Genomic DNA, 12,143 nt, shown 5'->3' with positions numbered 1-12,143 from the left:
AAATACACCATAATAGGTATAACAATACGATATCAAATGATTGTTCACAAAACTAAGGATTATTTTAATTAATTATAAATGGCATTAACTTAAAACATTATAAATAAATTTATTAATCAAAATACGAACCACCGTCGTAATAAACCCCACAAGACTTAACATAAATAGATCATTAATGATTTTTTAAGCACAAATGTTCGCATTGAACATCATGTTTGTTGCCAGTGATAGGATCAACAAAACGTAATCGCTGCGCTAAGAGCTGCAGCGGCTTGGTAAAATCATCCGGCCCTTTAGGGTATAACGTCGGATAAAAGCGATCATTTAATAATGGCATACCCAGGCTTTGCATATGGACGCGTAGCTGGTGAGTTTTGCCCGTAATAGGACTTAACTCGAATAAACCAAACTCCCCATGAATCGCCACTAAACGAATCTCAGAGTGCGTATTTGCCTCACCTTCGACTATCTTCATGGTGAAACTCGGCTCGCTGCGTTGCATGCGATTTTTCACCGTCCAATGCAATGGCAAGGTTAATTCGCCACGGGCATATTGCAACATAATCTCTGGGGTGAGTTTGGCTATCGCTTGATAATCTTTACGGATCGCATCATCAATAAATAACTGGTGATAAATATGCCGCGTCTCGGGGCGAGTCGTCATCAGGATAACGCCTGCGGTTTCCCGATCTAACCTATGGGCTGGGGCAATAGTGTCGATCCCAGTGCTTAAACGTAAACGGTGCACTAGGCACTCATTCACGTAATCGCCGCTGGGGGTGACGGGTAAAAAATGCGGCTTGTAGGCCAAGATGAGGTTGTCATCTTGAAACAAAATCGGCGACGCGAACGGGACTTGTGCTTCGACGGGAACTTCACGGTAGTAGTAAGCCCTCGCCGTTGGGCGATAGGCTGTATCTAATCCAATCAAACTACCGTCTTGCCAATGCACTTTGCCATCGAGGATCCGCTGGCGCCAAACCGCTTCGCCAATATGGGCATAATGCTCGATCAAAAAAGAAAATACGGTTGGTTTATCAACCACTTCTAAGGGAAGAACCACAAAGGATGGTTGGGCGGCACGGGCGGTTTGAGTCATAGAAACAACTAGCGGCGATAATGAGCCGCTATTTTAGCCTCTGTGTGGTTTTTCAGTCCACATGGGACTTAATGAGTTGCAAGACAAAATCCATAGTTTTATGGCAGTCGGGTTGATTCACCAGCACTAGCTTATCGCGGTTATACATGGGCAACACTTCTAACCAACGTTGGCTCACCCAAGCCGCATCCTCTAAATGCACTTGAGAATACAGCTCCAGCAAGTCTGGGTTCACCTCATAGAATTGCTCTAGGGCTGCACTGATCAGCTCGAACTCCCCTTCTATTGGCTCTTCCTGCCAATTTTGGCAGGGCAAAGTGCGGGACATCCACAGCTTATCTTTCGTCTGTGCCGCCGAGAGAATACTGACTCTCTGACGCCCCTCTAACACTATGCTGAGGGAGTCATCTTCCAGCTGATTAAAATCGATGATGTCGCACTGAGTGGCTGTGGGATAACAGGGCGGAGTACCACTGGGTTTCATCGCCGCAAAGGCTAAATCGTACTTACCTTTTAAGACTTCCGCGACCATACGTAATTGACCCGGCTCGACCACGCGGACCTCAATCCTTCCCTGTGGCAGCAACAAGGCATCGCGCATAATTAACGCCATTTCTCGTGTTTGCATAGCAACCTCCTGCCCACTCATAGAAGGAAACGCTCAAAAACTAGCCGCATCCCTTATTAGTTTAGAGTGTAGCAGGAGAAATAATTTCCTTCCTAAAGTCGCTGACAGCAAAAAAGAATTTAGGCTGACTTGCCGCTCTCGCCTTACAACGGCGCTAGGTGTGCAGCGATATTTCCTTTTGCACACACCTCAGCAAATTCATCAGCGAGGCGCTCGCTCAAGGCAACAGAACGGCGCCAATACTGCATCCGCTGCGCCGTATCCAATTGCTTAAAGTCTTCACGGTCGGGCACCTTACCAAAGGGTAGCGAAGCCACAAATTCCGCCGAAGGCGCCAGCACCAAGGCATTATGGTAATTGGTGCGCGCTCGGCGCCAAGTTAGGGATTTATCGAACCATCCGGGGCTCATATGGGGATAAAAATGCGGGTATAAGGTCAGCCCTGTGGCATGGGATAGAGGCAAATCGAAGTGGTAGTCGGTGATGCCACCATCATAGTATTGCCCTGTGGCAACGCCCTCAATCTGAGATACAGGTGCAAGCACGAGTGGAATAGACCCCGTTGCTAACATCACTGAGTTCATATTGGTTTCGGTGAGCTGCGCCTGCTGGCTGGGTAAATCCTCAAGTTGTTTAAAGGGAGATGATGCCAGTTGCTGGCTAAAGACCACCCGCTCGAAATGCCAACCCAAGGTTTTGCGGCTAATGAGGTTAGTCGCGGCCGTCATCGCTAGCCCTGCTGCCAAGGGCAATTTATGGCTAAGGCGATTGATATGTTTAGCCCGACATGCAATTAAATGACTGTGAATAAAAGGATGATTCACTATCTCGCGCCCGCCCGACTCGCCGAGAATGCCTTGGACTATACCTTTTACCTGCTCGCTCACTTCCTGCGGTGTCGGTATGGTTTCATACCGCTGGCCAATATAGTAATCCTCTAAACGCCCGTAGGCTTGTAGTGGATCCTGCTGTGCCAAACAGGCTAAACGCCATGCTCCCGACGAAGCCCCTAAGGTATAAAGCGGTGTGTTACGCTGCTTAAAAAATTCCGTGAAGAGATACTTATCAAGACCCGCAATCCCTAACCATTTGGGGCCACCGGATGCGGCCAATAGTTGTGTAAAAGCATCGGGATGCAGACCTTGTTCCCTGATAATGTTAAAGGCCGTAGGACCTGCAAGAAAGCGTAATGCGGGCAAAACTTAACTCCTTAAAGTGCCTCAAACCCGAGGTTTAGCGCCATTAAAACACAGCCGCTAAGCGCGATAAACCTTCAGTACACCTAATGGATCTAGATGATTTTATTCACTTAGCCCATTACATTCAAAGTGGCAACATATTCGACTGGCTTTAAGGGATTATCTAGAACAGTAAGCTCTGAGTTAGTACTTTTCTGTCTAGATGTAACAATTGTTACAGTGATAACCTTCACCCTATCGAATTGTTACTTTCGTTGGTTCAATGTTTTCGTTCCAGCCTAAAGGTTACTCCACATTGAGAGGTTTTATGCGTCCAGCCGTTATCGCATTAGCAGTATCTTCAACTTTGGTTTTTCCTGTCGTACACGCAGAAGAACAGGCCAGCAGCTTTGAGAAAATTGAAGTCGTCGGCTCGCGGATCGCCCTGCGCACCGCAACCGACAGCGTTGCCCCCGTCGATATCATTACCGCGGAGCAACTCGAATCCACCGGTATGACCGAAACGGCTAAGGCGCTGCAATTTGCCGCGCCAAGTTACAGTTTCCCCTTCTCATCGGTCACCGATGGCTCAGATGCGGTGCGTCCTGCCAGCTTACGCGGCCTGTCGCCGGATCACACGCTCGTACTGGTAAACGGTAAACGCCGCCATGGTTCGGCGCTGGTGCATTTAAGTGGCACTGTCGGCAAGGGCTCATCTAACGTCGATTTGAACGCAATCCCGATGACATCAATTAAACGCATCGAAATCCTGCGTGATGGCGCCTCGGCACAATACGGCTCAGATGCGATTGCTGGTGTTATCAACGTAGTCTTAAAAGACAACGACCAAGGCGGTAGCGTGTCGGCTCAAGCCGGACAAACCTATCTGGGTGACGGTGAACAATGGCGCGTTGGTGTGAACCACGGGATCAGCCTAAACAACGACGGTTTTGTGAATATTGGCGTTGAAGCTCACCATAAAGACAGCACCAACCGCGCAGGCTTAGATCCACGTCAACAATATCCTAAGCTGCCAGACGGTTCGGATGATCCGCGTGAAGCGACTTTCAACCGCAAGAGCCACCAAGTGGGCGACGCCGAATACGATAACTTAGGCTTATTTATCAACGCGGCGCAGCCTTTATCAAACGACAGTAAACTCTATGCCTTTGGTGGCATTAGCCAACGTGAAACCAAATCCGGTGCATTTTATCGCCGCGCACTCGATGCTCGTAACTTGACCGAGCTGTATCCCGACGGCTTTTTACCGCAGATCAATCCTAAGATCATCGATTCATCATTAGTCCTAGGCTATGAGTTCACCCTCGGTGAATGGAATATCGATACCTCAGCGGGCTATGGCGGTAACTCGTTCGAATACAATATTGTGAACACCCTAAACGCATCACTCGGCCCAGATAGCCCAACGGAATTCGATGCGGGCACCCTGTCCACCAGCGAAGCAAACCTGAACATCGATGCCTCGCGCTACTATAACTTTGCCAATGATTCAGAGATCTTAGTGGCAACGGGTGTCTCTTGGCGCCAAAACGGTTATCAGATTGAGGCGGGCGAACCCAACTCTTATATCAATGGCGGTTATGATAACCGTGCAGCGGGTAGCCAAGGCTTTACGGGCTTTACGCCCGAGTCAGAAGTCGATGAAACTCGCGACAATACCGGTGTTTATGTCGAGCTTGAAAACCAGTTAACTACTGAGTTTTATTGGGCGGCGGCGCTGCGTTACGAAAACTACTCTGACTTTGGCGGTAACACCAGTTGGAAGCTCGCGGGCCGTTACGACTTCACCGACCATTTAGCCCTGCGCGGCACAGTGAACACAGGCTTTAGAGCGCCGAGCGTACAACAGCTGTACTTCAGCAATATCTCTACCCTGTTCAATCCTGATCCGACTACGGGCCAGTTAGTGCCAACAGAATCAGGTACCTTCAACACCTTATCGCCAGTGACTAAAGCCCTAGGCATTAACGAGCTCGACCCAGAGCTATCGCAATCCTTCAGCTTAGGCTTGGTCTATACCAATGATACGGGTCTCGCCCTGACCTTGGATGCCTATCAGATTTCAATCGATGACAGGATTATCCTCTCAAGCTCAGTGACGCCAAACGACTCACCTGCTGTTGCGGCGGCGCTAGCCAATACCAATGCAGAATCGGCGCGCTTCTTTATTAATGCCGTCGATACTCGTACTCGCGGCGTCGATTTAGTGGTGAGCCAAGATGTTGATCTCGGCAACTGGGGCGATTTACGCGCTAACTTGGCGTACGCCTATAACAAAACAGAAATCCAAGATATTCATTTCCCAGAAATTTTGGACGGACTCGGCCCTAAACTCTTCGATAATATCGAACAAACCCGCATGACCTCGGCCACGCCGCACAATACGGGTAACTTAGGACTGACCCATGAATTAGGTGACTTTAAGACTAATATTCGCCTCAGCTATTTTGGCGATTATACAGTGGGTTACTCAACGGGTGATGTGAATTACAGCGACCAATGGGTGATGGATTTATCCGTGCGCTACGCCGCAACCGATGCCTTAAGCTTCACCGCTGGCGTACAAAACTTGTTTGATGTGTATCCTGAAAAACGCCCAGATGACAATAACTTCAATGGTATTTTCGTCTATCCATTAACCAACACACCGTTTGGATTTAATGGGGGATACTACTTCCTCGAGGCTAAGTACACTTACTAAGCCGCAAACCATCAAAACAGGCCATTTATGGCCTGTTTTTTTATGTCTATCGCTTATGTTCTAACGGCGGTGAACTGATTATAATCTTTACAATTCACTCATTTACTTACGCCATATCGAGTACCCCATGATTGTCGATACCTTAGCTAATCGCCATATTTATCAATCACTCAGTCCACGCATTGCCACGGCATTAGCACATCTTGCCAGCACTGACTTTAGCCAACTGCCCGTTGGCAATTATCCCCTCGATGGCGAGGATATTTTCGTGATAGTCAACGACTACCACACTAAGCCACAATCGACCGAACCCTTTGAAGTACATCAAAAATACATCGATGTGCAGTATGTGGTCAGCGGCGAAGAAGAGTTTGGCTATCTACCATTGGCCGACCAAACACCCTCAAAACCTTATTTCGAAAAGCACGATTACGCCGAGTTCGATTACGAGTCGAATAAAGCCAACGCCTCCTACATTCAACTAAAGGCAGGGATGTTTGCGCTCTTTTTCCCTGGCGACATGCATATGCCCGGCACGAGTGATACACCGACAGCGGTGCGTAAAGTCGTGATAAAAGTGAAGATCTAACACCTGTGTGAATAATGGCCACTGCCAGCGGTCGGTTTTTAGTGGAATAGCGACTTAAGGGCGCAGCGATATGCGCTTTGGCTATTTCCGAATCGGGCGAAATATTGTTAAAATTACCACAAATTTAAAGGAGAGTCCCTGAAATGCCTATGTACGTTGTCGGTCACAAAATCCCCGATTCTGATTCAATCTGCGGTGCTATCGCGTTAGCTTATTTAAAAAACCAAATCGGTGAAGAAGCCGTTGCCGCACGTTTAGGTGAGTTATCACCCGAAACCGCTTTTATTCTGGAGCGTTTTGGCTTTGAAGCGCCAGAATACAAAACCAGCTATGCTGGCGAGCAGGTCTACATTGTTGACCACTCAGAACTGACTCAAGCACCGGACGATATCGCTCAAGCGACTATCGTAGGTATTGTGGATCACCACAAATTAGGCGATCTGACCACTGATACGCCTTTAGAGTGCTGGATCCGCCCTGTTGGTTGCAGCAACACAGTCATTAAGATGATGTACGACTTCCACCAAGTTGTCATCCCTAAAAATATCGCTGGCATCATGATGTGCGCCATCCTGAGCGACACTGTGATCTTCAAATCACCTACCTGCACTACAGCCGACATCCGCTGCGTTGAGGCCTTAGCCGAAATCGCTGGCGTTGAAGACTTTAAAGCGCTGGGCATGGAAATGTTCAAGGTAAAATCGGCAGTTGAAGGCACGCCAGCACGCGATCTCGTGATGCGCGACTTTAAAGACTTCAACATGAACGGTAACTTAGTGGGTATCGGCCAGTTAGAAGTAATTGATCTGTCTGTATTTGATTCAATCAAAGCCGAGCTGGAAGCCGATATCAAAGCCCTGAAAGTTGAAGGCAACCGTCACAGCGTACTGTTACTGCTGACTGACATTATGAAAGAAGGCTCAGAGCTGTTAGTGGTTTCTGACGATGCCGATCTGGTTAACCGTGCCTACGGTAAAACCCCAGTCGATGGCAAAGTGTGGTTAGACGGCGTATTAAGCCGTAAGAAGCAAGTTGTGCCACAACTGCAGGCCGCTTTCGCTTAAGCTAGCATTAAGTTGTCATGCATAAAAAGCCGAACTCAGTTCGGCTTTTTATGCCTTGAATATGCGCCATTCCATAAAATCGGCATGAAACTTTGCTCATAAAGCTATCCTAAATTTGGCTGTGCCGAGTAAGATGGGATGATTCATTCTCGCACTGTGTTTTAATCATGCCAGAAGCCTTACAACACCTTATCACCGAAATGACACCTTGGTTGCAGCAATACGGTTATCTGCTGCTCTTTGTGGCCATCGCCGTCGAGGGATTTGGTATTCCTGCACCGGGACAATCCTTACTGATTGTCGCCAGTTTACTGGCCGCTACGGGGCAAATGTCGCTGCCATTAGTCTTAATCGTTGCCTGCGTCGCCGCCCTGAGTGGCAACAGTTTGGGCTACTTTATCGGTCGCCGCTTCGGTGAGGTATTGCTGCGAAAAGGTTGGATAAAGCCGCAGCTTGAGGACAAGATCCACAGTGTGATTGGCCAGTATGGCATAGCCGCCTTAGTGCTCAGCCGCTTTGTCGAAGGGCTTAAGCAGTTTATGTTTATTGGCTGTGGGCTAGCCAAAATGCCCTTTAAGCAATTCGTGATGGGAAACCTACTCGCCACCAGCATTTGGGTAACGCTTTTTGGCTTAGGCCCAGTGTTAATCCGCGATGAAATCGCCCCTATTCTCACGTTTTATCATCAACATAAATACCCGACATGGGCAATCGTTAGCCTGCTTTTAATCCTTTTACTTCATTTTAGTTGGCGTAAATTTCAGGTTAAAAATCAGTAAAGCTCATACGCTTACATTCGGTAAGCAACTCCTAAGTTACTCAGTCTCAACCTTAGGTTGAGGCTGAGTTGGCTCATTAGGTTGAGTATCCTTAGTGTTATTTATCTCGGTTTGGGGCTCAGTATTAATTGGAGGTTGCGCATTAGTTTGAGACTCAGCATTAATGGCTGGCGGCGTAGCTGTGGTCTCGGCTTCCTCTTGTTTAGTGTCCCCACTCACTTCATTCGACTTGCCATCCATCGCTTGCGGCGGGGTGTGCTCATCTGATGGCGGCACTATCGGCAAACCTTGCTCAATCGGTGTTTGCTTCTCTGGCGCCTCTTGTGAATCTGTTGAATCTTGTGGCTTAGGTTGTTCGCCTTCAGGTAATGGCTCGACTAACACCACAGGCTCTGCTGGAGTATTTGTTTGCGTATCCGACGAGCTTGCCGCTTCCGAGTCGGGCGCCAACGTAGCTAAATCTTCATTCGCAGGGCTTTCGACCGCATGTTTAGGCAATTGATTTCGATATAAATCAATCATTCCCATCACCTCGGACAGCGCTTTGGCGTGGTCCGACGTTAAAATACCATTATGCCCAGAGACAATTTCATCGGACACGGCCAGCACCCATACAGCCTGCATATTGGCGTCTGGACAGGTTTGCACGCTGCGCCGCGCCTGAAGGCGAGCACGGATTTTCCAACCCGAATGCGGCAAGGTCATCATGCAACCTGGGATTTGATCGTGAGCCATTAATGCCGAAGGCATCTTCATCGGCGTCGAACAATTACCGCCAGAACATTTATCAATATCATGGGTAATTGCCCAAGAGTTGCCCAGCGCCCGCTCGCCGTCCTTGATGTAATTAAAGGCCTCTTTTACCGCAAAATCGCCCTTAGATTGCAGCACCACCATACTCGGTTTTTGCCTATCTAAGCTCATCAGCGTATCTAGTGGTTTAAAATCCTGCGCCGGCGCGGCGGGGTTTAACAGTAAGAAAAGATTCGGGTTATCCTGCTCATTATCGATGGCCGCCTTGATTCTATCTTTACTGGCGTGCAGCACCACTAAGCCGCCAAGACTGTGGCCAATCACGGTATAACGCAGTAATTGATGTTCAGCCACTAACCCATCCAGCTTATCCAGCAACTGCGATAGCCCGGTTTGCCCAATGCGTTTGGCCACGGCTTTACGCTGTAAAATGGTCGGGAAATCCAGCGGCTCAATCCAACTGGTAGCATCTTCTGAGCCATCGAGCCAGAAGGGATCCAGCTTGTCACCACGCCAACCTATGTATAAACCCAATAGGTTACGCTGGGAGTCGGATGCCGCCATCTGTTGATAAAACTGTTCGAACGCGACAAAGTTTTCGTCCGTCGGATTAGCGCTATGGTGCCAACCGTGGACAAAAATCAGCAACTCGGGAGCAGTGCCATTATTGGGTTGTAAAATCCGCGCCTTGAGCCCTTGCCATTGTCCATCGTTATGTGGCTGACCTTGATCATTAAATTCAATCACATGCAGATTTTGCGTTGCAATATCAGGGCCGGGAATGTGATAGGCTTGGTCAGGAATAAAAGGAAGTAAAATACCGAGGGACAACAACATTAAAAACAGTAACTTGTACTGAGTAAACTTCTTAAGGCTCATTTATGACAACTAAATTGTGGCCAGACTAGGCCAATATAGACACGCTGCTGGGGCTAACAGCAAAATTGGCCAAATTATACGCTAACCCCAAATTTCCAGCTAGAGCCGACGACGCCTTTTATCATCAAGCTTTGCTCGAGTTAGCGCCAGGTGTCGGGCAGCTTCACTTGGCTCCAAAGGTCATCGCACAATGGCGCTGTATGTTGCCACTGACCGCTGCAAATCCATTTCACTAAGGCATCCCCCACCTGTGGATAGGCGATGGGATTTGGCGATGCCGCCTTGAGCCAACGTTTGACCACGCCCATGTCCAGACTCATCATACTGTCACCCGCGCCCAATAATTGCAGCGCTGCCACGTTCGACAACTGCTCAAATTGACCAATCAGCGGCTTGACCAACAACTTTTTCCCTAAGGTCAGCGCCTCGCTCGCCAACTCAAATCCCGCATTACCAATCACTCCACCGCAGCTCGCTAAGTGCTGTTTAAATCCGTCACGGTTAAAACCATGCCATTGAATATGGTCAGCGAGCGGTGCAGTCGGCTGTTTAGCGTGATACACCAGAAACTGATAATCCGTAAAAGGCTTAAAAAATTCGGCGATCGCATCCGCCTCTTCGAAGGGTAAATACACCAAAATTTGATGGGTATGTTCTATGGGACTGGCATCGACCTCGACAAAGGGAGGTAGGATCGGAAAACCAAAATGATGCCAATGGCAACCCAGTGCCACATCCACTGGCGCAAAATAGTTGAGTAGTAACTCATTAAACCAAGTGCTCCCCAACTTTGGCACAGGGTGAGTCAAGGCCGCTTGATGACTTATGCCAATGGAAGGGACGCCTTGGCGCCTCGCCGCCCATGCGGATACGGGTTCAAAATCATTCAGCACGAGGTCATAGCAACTCAAATCTAATGCTTGGATATCCTTAAGCAATGACAAGGAGCAATTCTGTCTCACCGTTTGCGACACATTCACTCGCCCTGAGTGGGTCGCAAAGGTCATTCCCGCTTGTACGCGATACTCCCCAAAACACTCCATATCGAAAAAATGTTCAGGCTTGCGCCCCGAAAACAAAAAGTCGACTTGAATATTGTGCTCAATTAAGGCTTTTGCCATCACTCGAGCACGACTTAGGTGGCCATTCCCTGTGCCTTGAACTCCGTAGAGTATTCGCATTGCTTATCCTTTAACTGTGAATGAAAGAGTGGTGAATCAAGGAGGTACCTAACGAATAAGCGCCTGATTTGGGTTAAATCACGGGATGTACCAGCAATACAGCCCCAGTACCTAACAAGGCGCCGGCAGCAATATCTGAAGGGTAATGCACTCCAAGCGCAATACGTGAGGCACCAATACAGAGCGCCCAGGCGTAGGCAGGGGGTGCAGCCATGGGATATACCTGCGCCACACTCGTGGCCATCACAAAGGCGGCCGCCGTGTGCCCCGAAGGTAGACTGAATCTGTCTGAAGGCTCGAATCCCTTCTCAAACCCAACTAAAGCGTGGCAGGGGCGAGTGCGGCGAATGCTATTTTTAATTAATAAGTACAGCGGCAATTCAACCAAAAAGCTCGCTAACAGTAGATTGAATAGGTTCTGTCCTTGGGCGTGTGTCAGCATCAACCCGACAGCAAGATACAGATACACATGCCCATCCCCAGTTGCCGATATCCGTTTCGCCCAATCATAAACACCATGACGTTGGCTCAAACCCACAATCCGATAAAACATGCGCTTATCTAAGTCTGTAATGTAACTCAACATAAAACAGGCTCCTTGCTGGCATGCCAGCGAGTATCGTGGCGATGTTAATGAGTGCATTCTCTCGACAACCGTTAGCGTCTGCATGTTTTAACGCCGTGTCAGACAACTATTTCACGATAGAACCCCACGCTAAACCCTATGGCGACTTAAACAGATATTGCTTAAGTACTTAGTGTTAAGGTGAGACTAAGAACTCCCGATGACGGCAAAGTGACATCAGGCCTAAAGTTTTATGACATTCGCGCAGATGAAATAAATCGCGATGAATGGAGTAATGACTGCAAAGAGAGGAAAACGTGGGGGAGATACAGTGCTGCCCTGATGCTAGGAACGGGCAACACTGTCAGAAAACCTTCAAGCGACGGCTTGTACCAACGCTTTGGCGCGGTAAATTTTCGTCAGATGATAGATATTGATACAGGCTACGAAAGCGTTCATACCTGCAACTGGCCAGGCTGAAATAAATACGCCGTAGATAACAAACAGGGTACAGCCGACAAAGTTTAACCATCTTAACCAGATGATGTTCTTCATCATAAGTGAAATTGCCACCATTACTGAGGCAAAATAACCAATAATTTCAATTGTGTTTACAGCTTCCATAGGCACCTCTCGAAGGCCCTCTACCGTCCATAAGCGTACCGGGGGGTCCTTGCCCCTAAAGCAAATTAAGTTAAGTAAGTTA

At 48.4% G+C, this 12,143-nt stretch carries 11 protein-coding genes; 4 read left to right on the top strand and 7 right to left on the bottom strand.

All coding sequences use genetic code 11. The features are described from left to right. Positions 1-172: 172 nt before the first annotated feature. The 3 genes from CF168_RS02225 to CF168_RS02215 form a co-directional block, all read right to left on the bottom strand. On the bottom strand, positions 173-1,099 hold the full coding sequence (locus CF168_RS02225; RefSeq protein ID WP_089066813.1) for a pseudouridine synthase: 927 nt from the start codon (positions 1,097-1,099) through the stop codon (positions 173-175). A 52-nt stretch (positions 1,100-1,151) separates the two neighbouring features. Then, positions 1,152-1,727, bottom strand: coding sequence for an LON peptidase substrate-binding domain-containing protein (locus CF168_RS02220; RefSeq protein WP_089066812.1), 576 nt, complete (start codon positions 1,725-1,727; stop codon positions 1,152-1,154). A gap of 143 nt (positions 1,728-1,870) precedes the next feature. Continuing rightward, complete coding sequence (locus CF168_RS02215; RefSeq protein ID WP_089066811.1) at positions 1,871-2,926, bottom strand: alpha/beta hydrolase; 1,056 nt, start codon at positions 2,924-2,926, stop codon at positions 1,871-1,873. Between the two features lie 307 nt (positions 2,927-3,233). Here CF168_RS02215 and CF168_RS02210 point away from each other — a divergent pair, with 307 nt between their 5' ends. From CF168_RS02210 to CF168_RS02195, 4 genes are all read left to right on the top strand, one after another. Beyond that, positions 3,234-5,627: a TonB-dependent receptor plug domain-containing protein gene (locus CF168_RS02210; protein WP_089066810.1), complete on the top strand. Its 2,394-nt coding sequence runs from the start codon at positions 3,234-3,236 to the stop codon at positions 5,625-5,627. Positions 5,628-5,754: 127 nt separating this feature from the next. Further along, complete coding sequence (locus tag CF168_RS02205) at positions 5,755-6,216, top strand: YhcH/YjgK/YiaL family protein (protein WP_011624946.1); 462 nt, start codon at positions 5,755-5,757, stop codon at positions 6,214-6,216. A 143-nt stretch (positions 6,217-6,359) separates the two neighbouring features. Then, positions 6,360-7,280, top strand: coding sequence for a manganese-dependent inorganic pyrophosphatase (locus CF168_RS02200; RefSeq protein WP_089066809.1), 921 nt, complete (start codon positions 6,360-6,362; stop codon positions 7,278-7,280). Between the two features lie 167 nt (positions 7,281-7,447). Beyond that, on the top strand, positions 7,448-8,059 hold the full coding sequence (locus tag CF168_RS02195) for a DedA family protein (protein ID WP_089066808.1): 612 nt from the start codon (positions 7,448-7,450) through the stop codon (positions 8,057-8,059). Positions 8,060-8,095: 36 nt separating this feature from the next. Here CF168_RS02195 and CF168_RS02190 read toward each other — a convergent pair whose 3' ends face one another. The 4 genes from CF168_RS02190 to CF168_RS02175 form a co-directional block, all read right to left on the bottom strand. Beyond that, complete coding sequence (locus CF168_RS02190) at positions 8,096-9,691, bottom strand: thioesterase (RefSeq protein ID WP_089066807.1); 1,596 nt, start codon at positions 9,689-9,691, stop codon at positions 8,096-8,098. A 140-nt stretch (positions 9,692-9,831) separates the two neighbouring features. Further along, positions 9,832-10,872 (bottom strand): MJ1255/VC2487 family glycosyltransferase, encoded by a 1,041-nt coding sequence (locus tag CF168_RS02185; RefSeq protein WP_086902284.1) that lies wholly within the window; start codon positions 10,870-10,872, stop codon positions 9,832-9,834. Positions 10,873-10,945: 73 nt separating this feature from the next. Then, complete coding sequence (locus CF168_RS02180) at positions 10,946-11,458, bottom strand: phosphatase PAP2 family protein (RefSeq protein WP_089066806.1); 513 nt, start codon at positions 11,456-11,458, stop codon at positions 10,946-10,948. A gap of 354 nt (positions 11,459-11,812) precedes the next feature. After that, the gene (locus tag CF168_RS02175; RefSeq protein WP_089066805.1) at positions 11,813-12,061 is read right to left on the bottom strand and encodes a YgjV family protein; all 249 of its coding nucleotides are present in this window, start codon (positions 12,059-12,061) and stop codon (positions 11,813-11,815) included. Between the last annotated feature and the right edge of the window lie 82 nt (positions 12,062-12,143).

Origin of the sequence: Shewanella bicestrii, assembly GCF_002216875.1 — a bacterium.
Classification (GTDB): Bacteria; Pseudomonadota; Gammaproteobacteria; order Enterobacterales; family Shewanellaceae; genus Shewanella; species Shewanella seohaensis.
The sequence above is the reverse complement of the archived record's forward strand: the minus strand, read 5'-3'. Positions and strand labels throughout refer to the sequence as shown.

What these genes read in the sequence shown, in the direction of transcription:
- CF168_RS02200 (WP_089066809.1), top strand. Translation starts at nt 6,360, where the DNA reads ATGCCTATGTACGTTGTCGGTCACAAAATCCCCGATTCTGATTCAATC.
- CF168_RS02185 (WP_086902284.1), bottom strand. Translation starts at nt 10,872, where the DNA reads ATGCGAATACTCTACGGAGTTCAAGGCACAGGGAATGGCCACCTAAGT.
- CF168_RS02210 (WP_089066810.1), top strand. Translation starts at nt 3,234, where the DNA reads ATGCGTCCAGCCGTTATCGCATTAGCAGTATCTTCAACTTTGGTTTTT.
- CF168_RS02220 (WP_089066812.1), bottom strand. Translation starts at nt 1,727, where the DNA reads ATGCAAACACGAGAAATGGCGTTAATTATGCGCGATGCCTTGTTGCTG.
- CF168_RS02225 (WP_089066813.1), bottom strand. Translation starts at nt 1,099, where the DNA reads ATGACTCAAACCGCCCGTGCCGCCCAACCATCCTTTGTGGTTCTTCCC.
- CF168_RS02175 (WP_089066805.1), bottom strand. Translation starts at nt 12,061, where the DNA reads ATGGAAGCTGTAAACACAATTGAAATTATTGGTTATTTTGCCTCAGTA.
- CF168_RS02195 (WP_089066808.1), top strand. Translation starts at nt 7,448, where the DNA reads ATGCCAGAAGCCTTACAACACCTTATCACCGAAATGACACCTTGGTTG.
- CF168_RS02190 (WP_089066807.1), bottom strand. Translation starts at nt 9,691, where the DNA reads ATGAGCCTTAAGAAGTTTACTCAGTACAAGTTACTGTTTTTAATGTTG.
- CF168_RS02205 (WP_011624946.1), top strand. Translation starts at nt 5,755, where the DNA reads ATGATTGTCGATACCTTAGCTAATCGCCATATTTATCAATCACTCAGT.
- CF168_RS02180 (WP_089066806.1), bottom strand. Translation starts at nt 11,458, where the DNA reads ATGTTGAGTTACATTACAGACTTAGATAAGCGCATGTTTTATCGGATT.